Here is a 16,921-nt window from a genome sequence, read left to right on the forward strand (position 1 = left end):
CATTGAGCGAAGAAAATACGTACGACTCAACGAGCATTAAAGTGCTGAAAGGCCTGGATGCCGTACGCAAACGTCCCGGTATGTACATTGGTGACACCGACGATGGCAGCGGTCTGCACCACATGGTGTTCGAGGTGGTCGACAACTCGATCGACGAAGCCCTCGCCGGCCACTGCGACGACATCAGCATCATCATCCACCCGGATGAGTCCATCACCGTTAAAGATAACGGCCGTGGCATCCCGGTAGACGTGCACAAAGAGGAAGGTGTTTCCGCCGCCGAGGTCATCATGACCGTCCTCCACGCTGGCGGTAAGTTCGACGACAACTCCTACAAAGTATCCGGCGGCTTGCACGGTGTTGGTGTGTCGGTAGTGAACGCGCTGTCCGAAGAGCTGGTACTGACTGTTCGCCGCAGCGGCAAGATCTGGGAACAGACCTACGTCCACGGCGTACCTCAGGCGCCGATGGCCATCGTTGGCGACAGCGAAACCACCGGTACCCAGATTCATTTCAAGGCTTCCAGCGAAACCTTCAAGAACATTCACTTCAGCTGGGACATCCTCGCCAAGCGCATTCGTGAACTGTCCTTCCTCAACTCCGGTGTCGGCATCGTCCTCAAGGATGAGCGCAGCGGCAAGGAAGAGCTGTTCAAATACGAAGGCGGTTTGCGTGCGTTCGTTGAATACCTGAACACCAACAAGACTGCGGTCAACCAGGTGTTCCACTTCAACATCCAGCGTGAAGACGGCATCGGCGTGGAAATCGCCCTGCAGTGGAACGACAGCTTCAACGAGAACCTGTTGTGCTTCACCAACAACATTCCGCAGCGCGACGGTGGCACCCACTTGGTGGGCTTCCGTTCGGCACTGACGCGTAACCTGAACAACTACATCGAGCAGGAAGGTCTGGCGAAGAAGCACAAAGTCGCCACCACCGGTGACGATGCCCGTGAAGGCCTGACCGCGATCATCTCGGTGAAAGTACCGGATCCGAAGTTCAGCTCGCAGACCAAAGACAAGCTGGTCTCTTCCGAAGTGAAGACCGCAGTCGAGCAGGAGATGGGCAAGTACTTCTCCGACTTCCTCCTGGAGAACCCGAACGAAGCCAAGCTGGTCGTAGGCAAGATGATCGACGCCGCCCGTGCCCGTGAAGCGGCGCGCAAGGCCCGTGAGATGACCCGCCGCAAAGGCGCGCTGGACATCGCCGGCCTGCCGGGCAAGCTCGCTGACTGCCAGGAAAAAGACCCGGCCCTGTCCGAACTGTACCTCGTGGAAGGTGACTCCGCGGGCGGCTCTGCCAAGCAGGGACGTAACCGCAAGACTCAGGCGATCCTGCCGTTGAAGGGCAAGATCCTCAACGTCGAGAAAGCGCGTTTCGACAAGATGATCTCTTCCCAGGAAGTGGGCACCTTGATCACCGCACTGGGCTGCGGTATCGGTCGCGACGAATACAATATCGACAAGCTGCGTTATCACAACATCATCATCATGACCGATGCTGACGTCGACGGTTCGCACATCCGTACCCTGCTGCTAACCTTCTTCTTCCGTCAGTTGCCGGAGCTGATCGAGCGCGGCTATATCTACATCGCCCAGCCGCCGCTGTACAAGGTCAAGAAAGGCAAGCAAGAGCAATACATCAAAGACGACGACGCCATGGAAGAGTACATGACGCAGTCGGCCCTGGAAGATGCGAGCCTGCACCTGAACGAAGAAGCCCCGGGCATTTCCGGTGAAGCGCTCGAGCGTCTGGTGAACGACTTCCGCATGGTAATGAAGACCCTCAAGCGTCTGTCGCGCCTGTACCCGCAGGAATTGACCGAGCACTTCATCTATCTGCCGGCCGTGAGCCTGGAAAAGCTCGGCGACCACGCCGCGATGCAGGAGTGGCTGGCCCAGTACGAAGCGCGTCTGCGTACCGTGGAAAAATCCGGTCTGGTCTACAAGGCCAGCCTGCGTGAAGATCGTGAACGTGGTGTGTGGCTACCAGAGGTCGAACTGATCTCCCACGGCCTGTCGAACTACGTCACCTTCAACCGCGACTTCTTCGGCAGCAACGACTACAAAACCGTCGTCACCCTCGGCGCTCAACTGAGCACCCTGCTCGACGAAGGCGCGTACATCCAGCGTGGCGAACGCAAGAAAGCGGTCACCGAGTTCAAGGAAGCACTGGACTGGCTGATGGCCGAAAGCACCAAGCGTCACACCATTCAGCGATACAAAGGTCTGGGCGAAATGAACCCGGATCAGCTGTGGGAAACCACCATGGACCCAAGCGTGCGCCGCATGCTGAAAGTCACCATCGAAGACGCCATTGGCGCAGACCAGATCTTCAACACCCTGATGGGTGATGCGGTCGAACCTCGCCGTGACTTCATCGAGAGCAATGCGCTGGCGGTTTCCAACCTGGATTTCTGATCCCGGTTTGCGTGAAACAAATAAAAGGCCAACGCATTGCGTTGGCCTTTTTATTGGCAGATCAAAAGATCGCAGCCCTTGGTAGTTCCTATAGCTGATCGATGTAGGAGTTTCTAACAGGCGCCAAACTCGCTTATTTTTGGAGAAAAAACGTATCATTCATTGAATTGTTTGTTCCAACTTTAATAGTAGGGTTCGAACTTGTAATAGGGGCGGCTTCGAAGATTTTTAACGCGTAGTCGATATTAGGCACGAAGTGAGATTGGCGTTTTTTGATTAAGCGGAGTTACAGTTTCTATAAGTAGTTAGGATCGGGCTCCATTGGTAGGGTTTTTATTCATTGGGAGTTTTATGTACTCGAAACGTTCGCTAACCACTGTGGCTGGTATCGGTTCAATAGCTTTCCTAGTGCTATATGTACTACTCGGATTTAAGTTGTTTAAAGAATCAGACGTTTTTGCTGGGCATGAAGCTTGCCGAACAGGATCGCATTCGCAAATTCTTTATAGTTCGGATTTTATATTTTTACATGTAAAAAATGATATTGCTGGCAAGGTTCGGATTTCGGGGGGTGTTAATGTCTCTAAGGCAACCTACGATGCATTGAAACTTGAAAGGCATCCGTTAAGACTGAGACTTGAACCTTTACAGCTTAGCTACAGTATTTTTCCACCATTTCCTGAGGAGGTTGAACTCGGCGATTGGACAACGAGCTTTGAAGGCCCTCATGCAAATGCATTTGTTGACTTGAAGCCGAAGCTCATAAAACTATATGGGGACGCAAGCGATTTCCCATTTGAGCATTTCCGCTATGGTTATAGAGCCGTTCTATATATAAATACGCCAGTAGGTGTCAAAGACTTATCTTTTAAAAACTCTTTTACTAATATCGATCTATCTTCTTTTTTTGTACCTAAAGTTTCATCGACTACATTCGACTATATGGGGCCGTCAGACAGTTCGCTCGTGACTGCTGATGATAATAGGGTTTACAGATCTGGCGAATGTGCAGTTAAAATAGAACGAAGTTTTTCGTTTAAACTAATGGTGGTATTGCTTACATTGTTTCTGTTTTTACCAGTAATTTATTCTTTGTTCAGGACAGATAAGCAACCTTCTCTTGATGTGATAGCAACCGTCGTTAGCGTTGCGGCAATTAGAATGTTTTTGATTGGGCCTGTCGAAGATTTTCAGTTCTATAAAATAGATTTTGTATTTGGACTCGCAATAGTCCTCTCAGCTACTGTTCCTCTTATTTTAGGGCTTTGGCAGGGTAAGCCAAAAACTTAACGATTACACCCAGTGTTATGCATCTGTTGGGTGGATATTGGACTAATTAATTGTTTTTTCTGTGAATGTGTCATTTCAACCTCACAAAAAAATGATCTTTTTCCAATGTCGTGGGACTTCACGACTCCGAGATTCTGTTGACCTACATCAGGTTTGCGACATAAAAAAGGCCAACGCATTGCGTTGGCCTTTTTGATTGGCTGCGATCTTTGACTTTTATTCTGCCGCCGCGACACTCTCCAACCGATACCCATACCCATAAATCGTCAGCAACTGCCAACCCCGATCCGCCGTCAGCCCGAGCTTGTTCCGCAACCGGTAGATATGCGTATCCAACGGTCGCGAAGACGCCATCTCTTCATGCGGCCAGAATCGCTCATACAGATAATCCCGCGACAACGGCCGGCCCAGATTGCTGAACAGGCACCGAGCCAGTCGATATTCACGCTCGGTCATGACGATTGGCTTTCCCTCGCGAGTAACGGTCAGTTCGGCATCATCAAACGTCAGGTCATTAAAACTCAGCACTTCCGTCGCCGCCGCACGTTGCTGGCTATGCCGACGCAGCACCGCAGCCACGCGCGCTTTCAGTTCATTCGGCCGGAATGGCTTGCTGACGTAATCATCAGCCCCTGCATTCAACGCCTGAACGATATCGCTCTCGCCATCGCGACTGGTCAGCATGATCGCCGCCGGTGGCGCTTCCATGTGTTCGCGGGTCCAGCGCAGCAGCGCAAGGCCAGTGATGTCGGGCAGTTGCCAGTCGAGGATCAGCAGGTCGAAGGTTTCCCGGCGCAGTTGCCGCAGCAGGTCCTCTCCGCGTTCAAAGCTGTGCAGCGACCACGGCTGCTCGCCGGCGTCGGCCATCTGCAGCAGGGTTTGCTCGACCCGGCGCAGTTCGGCGGGTTCGTCGTCCAGTATCGCAACGCGCATTCGCGGTTATTCCTTGTTGCTGGGGCAGTTGGCGGACAACCATAGTCGCTCGGCCCAAGCTGTGAAAGTAAGCGGCCGCCGTTGGTCGACGTCCGCTATGATTCTTCGGGTCTACGTCTCAGACCTGTGGCCTATGAAACCATTCACCCTGCCCTGCCCTTTTTCCCCATGAACAATCAGCGTCGGCGTGAAAGCCGTGAGCCGAGTCAGGTGCAGCGACTGTTTCGACAGTTGGTGCGTGAGTGGTTGTGGATAAGTCTAGTGCTGTTGCCTCTGACTGCGCTGCTGTCTTATCGCGCGCAGGTCAACCTGCACGATGCGCATCCGGCGATGGGCGCATTGTTGTCGGTCGTTTGGGTGGCAGGCAGTCTAGGGCTGCTGTTATGGCGCCCGCGCTGGGCGCTTTGGGTCACGTTGATCGGCATGGCGTGCGCACTGCTGGCCAGTGCGGGTCTGGCAGAAGTGCGCCATTGGTGGTCCCCGACGCCGGCAGTGCTGGGGATGTTGTTCGGTTATCTGATCTGGAATTGGCGGCGCCTGAGTGTAGTGCTGACCTATTTTGGTTGGGAACTGGCACGGCTGGACAGTGAACCGAAGGTGTTCCCCGAGCGCCGTCGCTCGCAATTCACTGGCGCCGATCGCCTGCAGGGCCAGATCATGGCGCTTGAGCAAGCCATGAGCCGTACCCGCGATACCCGACGGTTCATCGCCGACGGTCTCGAATACCTGCCAGTTGCCACACTGATCAGTGATCCCAGGGGGCAGATCCTGCTGGGTAACCGCAAGGCCCGCGCGCTGTTTGATCATGTTCTTGTGGGGGATGACGTGCTTGATCAGCTGGAGCGCCTTGGTTATCCGGAATCATCCACCGACGCGCGACCGACGTTGTCCGCCCTGCCGCTGTTGGAGTTTCGCGATAGCAAGGAACGCAGCCTGCGGCTCGAGCGTGCCGCGTTGCTGCCAGTCGATGGCGACACCCCGATAGGCTGGTTGCTGAGTCTGACCGACCTCAGCGCCGAACGCGCCGCCGAGGAGCAACGTGGAGTTTTGCTGCGATTCCTCTCGCACGATCTGCGTGCCCCACACTCGGCGATCCTTGCCTTGCTTGATGTTCACCGGCATCAGGCTGGCGCCGATACGCCGCTGTTCGAACAAATCGAACGCCAGGTGCGTCGCGCTCTGGATCTGACCGATGGATTTGTTTTGCTGGCGAGGGCCGAATCCGAGACTTATCAATTTCAACCGACGCTGTTCGCGATGCTGGTGCTGGACGTCATGGACCAAGCGTTGCCGATTGCCCAGCAACAACGCATCGAACTGCTGCATGACATGGATGAGCAATCCCAAGAGCGCCTCATCAATGCTGACCAAGGGCTGCTGACCCGTGCACTGTTCAACCTGCTGGAAAACGCGATCAAATACAGCCCGGCCGATACTACGATAACGCTGCGCGTACGTTGCGACGAAGCATGGTTGCGGTGTGAGCTTATCGACCAAGGCAAAGGCATCGCTGCCGAAGAATTACCCGACCTGTTCAGCCAGTACCGACGTTTTTCCTCGGCACAAGGCATCGATGGCGTAGGCCTGGGCTTGTCGATGGTCAAAGCGGTGGTAGATCACCATGACGGCGTGATCGAATGCCAAAGCGTGGTCGATCAAGGCACCACGTTCCTGCTTGAGTTACCGCTGATCCCAGAATGATCAGGCACAAAAAAACCGGCTATATCAGCCGGTTTTATTACATCCGAAAAAACTTATGCACGTTTTACGGTGTTTTATGAGCTTGAGAAATATATAAGTAAATCAGTCACTTATTACGAATATTCAAGCCTTTTCAACAAAACCGTACACAGGTTATCCACAAAATATCAGACAGCGATCTGGTCATTTGAAGCCGGTGCTTGCGGGGCCGGTGGCAGCGAACCCATTTCGCGCTGAGTCTTCTCATTCCAGGCTTGCACCCGGTCGTTCAACTCGGCGATGGCACGTGGGCCCGTGCCTTCGGCATACATCGGCTCACCGATGACGACAGTGATCACCCCGGACTTCTTGCCCCAGCCGATTTTCGGCCAGAACTTGCCGGCATTGTGTGCAATCGGCAGCACCGGAAGCGCCGCATTCACTGCCAAAGCGCTACCACTGCGGGAGAATTTGCCGACAGTGCCGTAAGGAACGCGTGTACCTTCCGGGAAGATCAGCACCCAAACGTTGTCCTTCAGCAGCTCATCACCCTTGGCCGCGACTTGCTTCAGCGCCGCTTTCGGGTTGTCACGATCAATCGCGATCGGTCGCAACATGGCCATCGCCCAGCCGAAGAACGGCACGTACAGCAATTCGCGTTTGAGCACCTGGCTCAACGGCGAGAAATAAGCAGAGAGAAAGAACGTCTCCCAAGTGCTCTGGTGGTTCGATTGAATCACGCAGGGCCGGTCAGGCACGTTTTGCGCACCTTTGATTTCGTAACGGATACCGAGGAACACCTTGGTCAACCACAAGGCGCAACGGCACCAGTACACGTTGATAAAACGATAACGCGCCTTGAATGACAAAAACGGCGCGATAAAAAAACTCAAGCTGCACCACAGCAGGGAAGTGGTGCCCAGCAGCAGGTAAAAGAGAAAAATCCTGATGGCCCGCAGTATCGACATAGTGACGTTTACCGTTACGGGGCAATGCCCGAATGTTCAAGCGCACTCCCGATCAATCCCTGGTCAGGAACTTCAGAAGTACTCTAGTTGTGGATAAGTTCTGCGGCAATCGCCGCCAGATCGTCAAAAATCAGAGTGCCAACCGGCAGGGTTTTGCCCTGAGTCTTTTCGCCTTTTCCGGTCTTTACCAAAACTGGCTGTGAATCGACGGCTTTGGCGGCCTCCAGGTCACCAAGGCTGTCGCCGACGAACCAGACATTGTTCAGTTCGACGTCGTAATGCGCGGCGATGGTTTTCAACATCCCCGGTTTCGGCTTGCGGCAATCGCAGCCTTCGTCCGGGCCATGCGGGCAATACACGATCAGCCCGACTTCACCGCCCTGCTCCACGACCAGCTCGCGCAGGCGCGCGTGCATGGCATCGAGGGTGGCGAGGTCGTAATAGCCGCGAGCAATGCCCGACTGGTTGGTGGCCACCGCCACCGTCCAGCCGGCCTTGCTCAACTGCGCAATCGCCTCGATCGAGCCGGGCAACGGAATCCACTCCGCCACCGACTTGATGTAAGCGTCGGAGTCGTAATTGATCACTCCGTCCCGATCGAGAATCAGCAGTTTCAACAGCAATCCCTCAACCCAGCAGCGAAATGTCGGCAACGCCGAGGAACAGGCCACGCAGACGCGCCAGTAGCGCGTAACGGTTGGCCCGCACATTGGCGTCGTCGGCATTGACCATCACCGCGTCGAAGAACGCATCCACCGGTTCACGCAATGCAGCCAGGCGTGCCAGCGATTCGTTGTACTGACGGGCGGCGGCCATTGGCTGTACAGCCTGATCCGCTTGCTGGATCGCCGAGTACAGCGAGAACTCGTTGGCGTTGTCGAAGTACTTGGCTTGCACCTCGGTCGGTACCGCGCCTTCGAGTTTGCTCAACAGGTTCGACACACGCTTGTTCACCGCCGCCAGCGCTGCTGCTTCCGGCAGTTTGCGGAAGGCTTGCACCGCTTGCACACGCTGATCGAAGTCCAGCGCCGAACCCGGTTTCAAGGCACGTACCGACAGGTAAGTGGCGACTTCGACGCCTTCGTCTTCGTAACGCGCACGCAGACGATCGAAGATGAATTCCAGCACGGACTCGTTGAGACCGGCAGCCTTGACCTTGGCACCGAATGCGGCCACGGCGAAAGCCACTGCGTCGTTCAGGTCCAGATCGAGTTTCTTCTCGATGAGGATACGCAGAACGCCCAGTGCCGCGCGGCGCAGGGCATACGGGTCTTTGCTGCCGGTTGGCAGCATGCCGATACCGAAGATACCGACCAGGGTGTCGAGCTTGTCAGCGATAGCAACGGCTGCACCGGTCAGGGTGGCTGGCAGTTCTGCCCCGGCGCCGCGTGGCATGTATTGCTCGTTCAGCGCCAGCGCGACGTCTTCCGGCTCGCCGTCATTGAGGGCGTAGTAGTAACCGGCGACACCTTGCATCTCCGGGAACTCGCCGACCATTTCAGTGGCCAGGTCGCACTTCGACAGCAGGCCTGCGCGAGCAGCCCACGAAGCGTTGCCGCCAATGCGTGCGGCGATGTACGCGGCCAGCTTGGAAACGCGCTCGGCCTTGTCGTAGACGCTGCCGAGTTTTTCCTGGAATACCACGTTCTTCAGGCGATCATTGAAAGCTTCGAGTTTCTGCTTCTTGTCTTGCTTGAAGAAGAACTCGGCGTCGGTCAGACGTGGGCGAACCACTTTCTCGTTACCGGCGATGATCTGCTGCGGGTCTTTGCTTTCGATGTTGGCCACAGTGATGAAGCGTGGCAGCAACTTGCCGTCGGCATCCAGCAGGCAGAAATACTTCTGGTTGTCCTGCATGGTGGTGATCAGCGCTTCTTGCGGCACGTCGAGGAAACGTTCCTCGAACGAGCACACCAGCGGCACCGGCCATTCAACCAGCGCGGTCACTTCGTCGAGCAGCGCCGGCGGAACGATTGCCGTGCCTTCCTGACGGGTGGCCAGCTCTTCGGTGCGCTTGCTGATGATTTCGCGACGCTCGTTGGCGTCGGCCAGCACGTAAGCGCCACGCAGGTCGGCGAGGTAGCTCGACGGCGAACCGATGCGCACGCTTTCCGGGTGATGGAAACGGTGACCACGGGAGTCACGGCCAGCCTTCTGCGCGAGGATGGTGCAGTCGATGACCTGGTCACCGAGCAGCATCACCAGCCATTGGGTCGGACGCACGAACTCTTCCTTGCGCGCACCCCAACGCATGCGTTTCGGGATTGGCAGGTCGTTCAGCGAATCTTCGACGATGGTCGGCAGCAGGCTCGCGGTCGGCTTGCCGGCGATGCTTTGGCTGTAACGCAGTTTCGGGCCGCTCTGATCGATTTCGCTCAGATCGACGCCGCACTTCTTGGCGAAGCCCAGAGCTGCCTGAGTCGGATTGCCGTCAGCGTCGAACGCCGCCTGACGTGGCGGGCCGTCGAGGTTGATGCTGCGATCCGGTTGCTGGGTAGCCAGCGCGGTGATCAGCACAGCCAGACGACGCGGCGCGGCGTAAACGGTTTTGCTCTCGTAGCTCAGGCCAGCGGCTTGCAGGCCCTTGTCGATACCGGCGAGGAACGCCTCAGCCAAGGTGTTCAGGGCTTTCGGTGGCAGTTCTTCGGTGCCCAGTTCAACCAGAAAATCTTGCGCACTCATTGTGCTGCCTCCAGCTTGGCCAGTACTTCGTCACGCAGGTCCGGGGTCGCCATCGGGAAGCCCAGCTTGGCGCGTGCCAGCAGGTAGGCTTGCGCAACGGAACGCGCCAGGGTGCGTACGCGCAGAATGTATTGCTGACGCGCGGTCACCGAGATCGCCCGGCGTGCATCCAGCAGGTTGAAGGTGTGCGAGGCCTTCAAGACCATTTCGTAGCTCGGCAACGGCAGCGGCTGATCGAGTTCGATCAGGCGCTTGGCTTCGCTTTCATAGAAGTCGAACAGTTCGAACAGCTTGTCGACGTTGGCGTGTTCGAAGTTGTAAGTGGACTGCTCCACTTCGTTCTGGTGGAACACGTCGCCGTAGGTGACTTTGCCCATCGGGCCGTCAGCCCAGACCAGGTCGTAGACCGAGTCCACGCCTTGCAGGTACATGGCCAGACGCTCGAGACCGTAAGTGATCTCGCCGGTCACCGGGTAGCACTCGATGCCGCCCGCCTGCTGGAAATAAGTGAACTGAGTCACTTCCATACCGTTCAGCCAGACTTCCCAGCCCAGACCCCAGGCGCCGAGGGTCGGCGATTCCCAGTTGTCTTCGACGAAGCGAATGTCGTGGACCAGCGGGTCCAGGCCGACATGCTTGAGCGAGCCCAGGTACAGTTCCTGGAAGTTGTCCGGGTTCGGTTTCAGGACGACCTGGAACTGGTAGTAGTGCTGCAGACGGTTCGGGTTTTCGCCGTAACGGCCGTCAGTCGGACGGCGGCTTGGCTGCACGTAAGCGGCGTTCCAGGTTTCCGGGCCGATGGCGCGGAGGAAGGTCGCGGTGTGGAAAGTGCCGGCGCCTACTTCCATATCGTAGGGCTGAAGTACCACGCAACCTTGCTCGGCCCAGTATTGCTGGAGCGCGAGGATCAAGTCTTGGAAGGTACGCACGGCTGGCGTAGGCTGGCTCACGAAATTCACCTGTTTCTTGGGCTGCGATTTAAAGAGCGGGAGTATACCCGATTCATTGCTGCGCACGCCCCCTGGAGCCTTATGCCACGCTGCTTTTGGTGTACCGAAGATCCGCTGTACATGGCTTATCACGACCAGGAGTGGGGCACGCCGCTACGCGATGCGCAGGGTTTGTTCGAGTTGCTTTTGCTCGAAGGGTTCCAGGCTGGCCTGTCGTGGATCACCGTGCTGCGCAAACGCGAGCGTTATCGCGAGGTGTTGTTCGGCTTCGACGTACAACGTGTGGCGCAGATGAGCGACGCCGAAATCGACGAATTGATGCTCGATCCGGGGATCATCCGCAACCGCCTCAAACTCAACGCCGCCCGCCGTAATGCCCAGGCCTGGCTGGCGCTGGAGGATCCAGTGGCGTTCCTCTGGTCGTTCGTTGGCGATCAACCGATCATCAATCATTTCAAGGATCGCAGCGAAGTCCCGGCGATCACCCCCGAAGCGCTGGCGATGAGCAAAGCCTTGAAAAAGGCCGGGTTCACGTTCGTCGGCCCGACCATTTGCTACGCGCTGATGCAGGCCTCGGGCATGGTCATGGATCACACTCAGGATTGCGACCGCTACGCGCAGCTCGTCAACGGCGGTTAGAATGGCCGCCTCGCGCACCGCACAAGATCAGGAGTGACCTGTGGAAAAGTTTAAAGGCGCCTTGCTGGTAGGCGCTCTGCGGCTGTTTGCCCTGCTGCCATGGCGGGCCGTGCAGGCCGTGGGTTCGGCGATCGGCTGGATCATGTGGAAAACCCCCAACCGCTCCCGCGACGTGGTGCGGATCAACCTCGCCAAATGTTTTCCACAGATGGCTGCGGCCGAACGTGAGCGTCTGGTCGGGCAGAGCCTGAAAGACATTGGCAAGTCGCTGACCGAAAGCGCCTGCGCGTGGATCTGGCCGGCGCAGCGTTCGATCGACCTGGTGCGCGAAGTCGAAGGCCTCGACGTGCTGAAAGACGCCTTGGCCTCGGGTAAAGGCGTGGTCGGCATCACCAGCCACCTCGGCAACTGGGAAGTGCTCAACCACTTCTATTGCAGCCAGTGCAAACCGATCATTTTCTACCGACCGCCGAAGCTCAAGGCTGTGGACGAATTGCTGCGCAAACAGCGCGTGCAACTGGGCAACAAGGTCGCCGCCTCCACTAAGGAAGGCATTCTCAGCGTGATCAAGGAAGTGCGCAAAGGTGGTGCAGTGGGCATTCCCGCTGACCCGGAACCGGCCGAATCCGCCGGGATCTTCGTGCCGTTCTTCGCGACTCAAGCGCTGACCAGCAAATTCGTGCCGAACATGCTCGCCGGTGGCAAAGCCGTCGGCGTGTTCCTGCATGCGCTGCGCCTGCCCGACGGTTCTGGCTACAAAGTAATCCTGGAAGCCGCGCCGGAAGCCATGTACAGCACCGATACCGCCGAATCCTGCGCAGCGATGAGTAAAGTCGTCGAGCGTTATGTCGCGGCGTATCCGAGTCAGTACATGTGGAGCATGAAGCGCTTCAAGAAGCGTCCGCCGGGCGAAGAACGCTGGTACTGATCTGATTGGCATGATCTGTGGATAACCTCACTGGCGAAGTTATCCACAACCGTTCATCAAAGGGCGCAAGAAGATGTCCGAACACCGCAAATCTTTCCGCATCAAAATCACCCACGACAGCTTTGGCGAATGCCTCGGGCAGACGCGTAATCTGTCGCCTACCGGGGTGTTTGTGCAGCATCCGGTTTTGGCTTCCTTGCCCAAAGGCGCAGTGGTTTACGGCCAGGTGCAGGGTTTACCCACAGGCGCGCCGCGGGTGCGGATGGAAGTGGTCACGGTGGATGCCGACGGTATCGGTCTTCGCTACCTTTGACTTACTGCGCCTGACGATCGAGCTTCTTCAGAAACACCGTCATTTCCTTCTCGGCCTGCTTGTCGCCATGGGCACTGGCCGCTTCCAGACCTTGTTCCCACGCCTGACGCGCGGCGGCGTGATCGCCCAGCGCGAGTTGCGCCTTGCCTAACAGTTTCCACGCCGCCGAGTACTTAGGATCGAAACCGACGCAGCGCTGGAAATGCTCGGCGGCCTTCGCGTTTTCCCCAAGATCCAGATAGCCCTTGCCCAGGCCGAAGCGCAGCAGGGAGTTATCCACACCCTTGGCGAGCATTTTTTCCAGGGATTCGAGCATTTTTGCCCCCTCGTTAATGTGATCGTTCCCACGCTCCGCGTGGGAATGCCTCAATGGACGCTCTGCGTCCGCTCTTGGGACGCAGAGCGTCCCGGGCTGCATTCCCACGCGGAGCATGGGAACGATCAATCAGGATCAGAAGAAGCTCAACCCCACATGAAACAGCTTCTCCACATCACGAATATGCTTTTTATCCACAAGGAACAGAATCACATGGTCGCCCGCTTCGATCACCGTGTCGTCGTGGGCGATGATCACTTGTTCGTTGCGGATCACCGCACCAATCGTTGTGCCCGGCGGCAGGCCGATCTTCTCGATCGGTTTGCCGATCACCTTGCTCGACTTCGCATCACCGTGGGCAATCGCCTCAATGGCTTCCGCCGCACCGCGACGCAGTGAGTGCACGCTGACGATATCGCCACGCCGTACGTGGGCCAGCAGCGTGCCGATGGTCGCCAGTTGCGGGCTGATGGCGATGTCGATGTCGCCGCCCTGAATCAGGTCGACGTAGGCCGGGTTATTGATGATCGTCATGACCTTCTTCGCCCCCAGCCGTTTGGCCAGCAGCGACGACATGATGTTGGCTTCGTCATCGTTGGTCAGGGCGAGGAAGATGTCGGCGTCGGCGATGTTCTCTTCCAGCAGCAGATCACGGTCGGAGGCGCTGCCCTGCAACACTACGGTGCTGTCGAGGGTGTCGGAGAGATAACGGCAACGCGCCGGGTTCATCTCGATGATCTTCACCTGATAACGGCTTTCGATGGCCTCGGCCAGCCGTTCACCGATCTGCCCGCCGCCAGCGATGACGATGCGTTTGTAGGTTTCGTCGAGACGGCGCATTTCGCTCATGACCGCGCGAATATTCTCACGGGCGGCGATGAAGAAGACTTCGTCATCCGCCTCGATCACCGTATCGCCCTGGGGCAGGATTGGCCGGTCACGGCGGAAAATCGCTGCCACGCGGGTTTCGACATTCGGCATGTGCTCACGCAACTGGCGCAGTTGCTGACCCACCAATGGTCCGCCGTAATAGGCGCGCACCGCCACCAGTTGCGCCGCGCCTTCGGCGAAGTCGATCACCTGCAAGGCACCGGGATGCTGGATCAGACGCTTGATGTAGTTGGTCACCACTTGCTCGGGGCTGATCAGCACATCGACCGGAATCGCTTCGTTCTGGAACAGCTGTTCTTCGCGATTGAGGTAGGACGCTTCGCGCACCCGGGCGATCTTGGTCGGGGTGTGGAACAACGTGTGGGCAACCTGGCAGGCGACCATGTTGGTCTCGTCGCTGTTGGTTACCGCGACCAGCATGTCGGCGTCGTCGGCACCGGCCTGACGCAGCACCGACGGCAGCGAACCACGGCCCTGCACGGTACGAATATCGAGGCGGTCGCCGAGGTCGCGCAGGCGCTCGCCGTCGGTGTCGACCACGGTGATGTCGTTGGCCTCGCTGGCCAAATGCTCGGCCAGCGAACCGCCAACCTGTCCCGCACCGAGGATGATGATTTTCATCCAGTCACTCCGTTGAATCCGTTTAGCCGCGCGCGGCAGCGATCTTGATCAGCTTGGCGTAGTAGAACCCGTCGTGGCCGCCCTGCTGGGCCAGCAATTGGCGACCATGGGGCTGTTTGATCCCGGCGCTGGTGGCCAGGTCCAGTTCGCGGGCGCCCGGCGTGCGCTCAAGGAACGCGGCGATGACTTCGGTGTTCTCGGTCGGCAGCGTCGAGCAAGTCGCGTAAAGCAGAATGCCGCCGACTTCGAGAGTTTTCCACATGGCATCGAGCATCTCGCCTTGCAGTTGCGCAAGGGCGACGATGTCGTCCGGCTGACGGGTCAGTTTGATGTCCGGGTGACGACGGATCACGCCGGTGGCCGAGCATGGCGCGTCGAGCAGGATGCGCTGGAATGGTTTGCCGTCCCACCACGTTTCTGTATCGCGACCGTCGGCGGCGATCAGTTCGGCGTTCAGACCGAGGCGTTCAAGGTTTTCCTTAACGCGCACCAGTCGTTTGGCTTCCAGATCCACCGCCACTACGCCGGCCAGCGCCGGTTCGGCTTCGAGGATGTGGCAGGTCTTGCCACCGGGGGCACAGCAGGCGTCGAGCACGCGTTGGGCCGGCGCCAGATCGAGCAGGTCGGCGGCCAGTTGCGCGGCTTCGTCCTGCACGCTGATCCAGCCTTCGGCGAAACCCGGCAGGCTGCGCACGTCGGCAGCTGCTTCGAGAATGATGCCGTCGCGGCTGTAAATGCACGGTGTTGCGGCAATCCCGGCTTCAGTGAGCAGACCAAGGTAAGCGTCGCGGCTGTGGTGGCGGCGATTGACCCGCAGGATCATCGGCGGATGCGCGTTGTTCGCTGCGCAGATGGCTTCCCACTGCTCAGGCCAGAAAGCTTTGAGGGATTTTTGCAGCCAGCGCGGGTGAGCAGTGCGCACCACCGGATCACGTTCCAGCTCAGCGAAAATTGTTTCGCTTTCGCGCTGGGCGTTGCGCAACACGGCGTTGAGCAGGCCTTTGGCCCACGGCTTTTTCAGCTTGTCGGCGCAACCCACGGTTTCGCCGATGGCGGCGTGGGCTGGCACGCGGGTGTAGAGCAATTGGTAGAGCCCGACCAGCAGCAGCGCTTCGACATCGGCGTCGGCAGCCTTGAATGGTTTCTGCAGCAGCTTTTCCGCCAGCGCCGACAGGCGTGGCTGCCAGCGCGCGGTGCCGAAGGCCAGATCCTGAGTGAAGCCGCGATCGCGATCCTCGACCTTGTCCAGTTGCGTCGGCAGGGAGCTGTTCAGCGAGGCTTTGCCGCTGAGCACGGCGGCGAGTGCCTTGGCGGCGGCCAGACGCGGGTTCATTGCGCGTCCACCGTTGCGCCGAGCACTGTGCCGACAGCGAACTTCTCGCGACGGCTGTTGAACAGGTCGCTGAAATTCAGCGCTTTGCCGCCGGGCAATTGCAGGCGGGCCAGGCACAGCGCTTGTTCGCCGCAGGCGACGACCAGGCCGTCCTTGCTGGCGCTGAGGATTTCACCCGGCGCGCCTTTACCGTCGGCGAGTGTCGCCGCCAGCACTTTCAGTGCTTCACCGTTGAGGGTGCTGTGGGTAATCGGCCATGGATTGAAGGCGCGCACCAGACGTTCCAGCTCAACCGCCGGACGGCTCCAGTCGATGCGTGCTTCGTCTTTGTTCAGCTTGTGTGCATAAGTGGCGAGTTCATCGTTCTGCACTTCGCCTTCCAGGGTGCCAGCAGCCAGACCGGCAATCGCTTGCACCACGGCCGGTGGGCCCATCTCGGCGAGGCGATCATGCAGGCTGCCGCCAGTATCTTCAGCGCTGATCGGGGTAACGACTTTGAGCAGCATCGGCCCGGTGTCGAGACCGGCTTCCATGCGCATCACGGTCACGCCGCTTTCCGCGTCACCGTGTTCCACGGCGCGTTGAATCGGCGCCGCACCGCGCCAGCGTGGCAGCAGCGAGGCGTGACTGTTGATGCAGCCCAGACGCGGGATATCCAGCACCACTTGCGGCAGGATCAGGCCATAGGCGACCACCACCAGCAAGTCCGGCTTCAACGCGGCCAGCTCGGCTTGAGCGTCAGCGTTGCGCAATGTCGGCGGCTGCAACACCTGGATATTATTTTCCAGAGCCAACTGTTTAACCGGGCTCGGCATCAGTTTTTGCCCGCGACCGGCCGGACGATCCGGTTGGGTGTACACCGCAACGATCTCATAAGGGCTGTTCAGCAGGGCCTTGAGGTGTTCGGCGGCGAATTCCGGGGTGCCGGCAAAAACGATGCGCAGTGGCTCAGTCATG

At 58.2% G+C, this 16,921-nt stretch carries 15 protein-coding genes; 6 read left to right on the top strand and 9 right to left on the bottom strand.

What is annotated here, in order from left to right; all coding sequences use genetic code 11:
- The first annotated feature begins 2 nt into the window (after window positions 1–2).
- Together gyrB and FGA82_RS03530 are read left to right on the top strand one after the other, a co-directional pair.
- Window positions 3–2,420 carry a DNA topoisomerase (ATP-hydrolyzing) subunit B gene (gene gyrB, locus FGA82_RS03525; protein ID WP_007911885.1) on the top strand — a complete coding sequence of 806 codons (2,418 nt, stop codon included), beginning with the start codon at window positions 3–5 and terminating at the stop codon, window positions 2,418–2,420.
- A 351-nt stretch (window positions 2,421–2,771) separates the two neighbouring features.
- Window positions 2,772–3,710 (top strand): hypothetical protein, encoded by a 939-nt coding sequence (locus tag FGA82_RS03530; protein ID WP_141126035.1) that lies wholly within the window; start codon window positions 2,772–2,774, stop codon window positions 3,708–3,710.
- 216 nt (window positions 3,711–3,926) lie between these two features.
- Here FGA82_RS03530 and FGA82_RS03535 read toward each other — a convergent pair whose 3' ends face one another.
- Entirely contained in the window at window positions 3,927–4,643 is a 717-nt protein-coding gene (locus tag FGA82_RS03535; protein WP_141126036.1) for a response regulator transcription factor, read from the bottom strand.
- Window positions 4,644–4,811: 168 nt separating this feature from the next.
- On the opposite strand from FGA82_RS03535, the gene FGA82_RS03540 reads away from it, so the two are divergent.
- The gene (locus FGA82_RS03540) at window positions 4,812–6,344 is read left to right on the top strand and encodes a sensor histidine kinase (protein WP_141126037.1); all 1,533 of its coding nucleotides are present in this window, start codon (window positions 4,812–4,814) and stop codon (window positions 6,342–6,344) included.
- A 167-nt stretch (window positions 6,345–6,511) separates the two neighbouring features.
- Here the strand turns inward: FGA82_RS03540 and FGA82_RS03545 are convergent, their stop codons facing one another.
- The 4 genes from FGA82_RS03545 to glyQ all read right to left on the bottom strand — a co-directional run bounded on the left by FGA82_RS03545 (window position 6,512) and on the right by glyQ (window position 10,923).
- Entirely contained in the window at window positions 6,512–7,291 is a 780-nt protein-coding gene (locus FGA82_RS03545) for a lysophospholipid acyltransferase family protein (RefSeq protein WP_141126038.1), read from the bottom strand.
- An 83-nt stretch (window positions 7,292–7,374) separates the two neighbouring features.
- Window positions 7,375–7,914, bottom strand: coding sequence for a D-glycero-beta-D-manno-heptose 1,7-bisphosphate 7-phosphatase (gene gmhB, locus FGA82_RS03550; RefSeq protein ID WP_171057231.1), 540 nt, complete (start codon window positions 7,912–7,914; stop codon window positions 7,375–7,377).
- 4 nt (window positions 7,915–7,918) lie between these two features.
- Complete coding sequence (gene glyS / locus FGA82_RS03555) at window positions 7,919–9,973, bottom strand: glycine--tRNA ligase subunit beta (RefSeq protein WP_141126040.1); 2,055 nt, start codon at window positions 9,971–9,973, stop codon at window positions 7,919–7,921.
- Window positions 9,970–10,923, bottom strand: a complete 954-nt coding sequence (gene glyQ / locus FGA82_RS03560; protein WP_025112261.1) for a glycine--tRNA ligase subunit alpha — start codon at window positions 10,921–10,923, stop codon at window positions 9,970–9,972. Before glyQ ends, glyS begins: the two co-directional genes overlap by 4 nt.
- A gap of 81 nt (window positions 10,924–11,004) precedes the next feature.
- Between glyQ and FGA82_RS03565 the strand changes: the two genes are divergently transcribed.
- From FGA82_RS03565 to FGA82_RS03575, 3 genes are all read left to right on the top strand, one after another.
- Window positions 11,005–11,562, top strand: a complete 558-nt coding sequence (locus FGA82_RS03565) for a DNA-3-methyladenine glycosylase I (protein WP_141126041.1) — start codon at window positions 11,005–11,007, stop codon at window positions 11,560–11,562.
- A 40-nt stretch (window positions 11,563–11,602) separates the two neighbouring features.
- The gene (locus FGA82_RS03570; protein WP_141126042.1) at window positions 11,603–12,490 is read left to right on the top strand and encodes a lysophospholipid acyltransferase; all 888 of its coding nucleotides are present in this window, start codon (window positions 11,603–11,605) and stop codon (window positions 12,488–12,490) included.
- 73 nt (window positions 12,491–12,563) lie between these two features.
- Window positions 12,564–12,803 carry a PilZ domain-containing protein gene (locus FGA82_RS03575; RefSeq protein WP_007911864.1) on the top strand — a complete coding sequence of 80 codons (240 nt, stop codon included), beginning with the start codon at window positions 12,564–12,566 and terminating at the stop codon, window positions 12,801–12,803.
- Between the two features lies 1 nt (window position 12,804).
- Here FGA82_RS03575 and FGA82_RS03580 read toward each other — a convergent pair whose 3' ends face one another.
- The 4 genes from FGA82_RS03580 to fmt form a co-directional block, all read right to left on the bottom strand.
- Window positions 12,805–13,119, bottom strand: a complete 315-nt coding sequence (locus FGA82_RS03580; protein WP_141126043.1) for a tetratricopeptide repeat protein — start codon at window positions 13,117–13,119, stop codon at window positions 12,805–12,807.
- A gap of 135 nt (window positions 13,120–13,254) precedes the next feature.
- Complete coding sequence (trkA, locus tag FGA82_RS03585; protein ID WP_064389689.1) at window positions 13,255–14,631, bottom strand: Trk system potassium transporter TrkA; 1,377 nt, start codon at window positions 14,629–14,631, stop codon at window positions 13,255–13,257.
- Window positions 14,632–14,653: 22 nt separating this feature from the next.
- Window positions 14,654–15,964, bottom strand: coding sequence for a 16S rRNA (cytosine(967)-C(5))-methyltransferase RsmB (gene rsmB / locus FGA82_RS03590; protein WP_141126044.1), 1,311 nt, complete (start codon window positions 15,962–15,964; stop codon window positions 14,654–14,656).
- Complete coding sequence (gene fmt / locus FGA82_RS03595; protein ID WP_141126045.1) at window positions 15,961–16,920, bottom strand: methionyl-tRNA formyltransferase; 960 nt, start codon at window positions 16,918–16,920, stop codon at window positions 15,961–15,963. The genes rsmB and fmt overlap by 4 nt, the downstream gene beginning before the upstream one ends.
- Between the last annotated feature and the right edge of the window lies 1 nt (window position 16,921).

Origin of the sequence: Pseudomonas fluorescens (genome assembly GCF_005938625.1) — a bacterium.
GTDB classification, from domain to species: domain Bacteria; phylum Pseudomonadota; class Gammaproteobacteria; order Pseudomonadales; family Pseudomonadaceae; genus Aquipseudomonas; species Aquipseudomonas fluorescens_BD.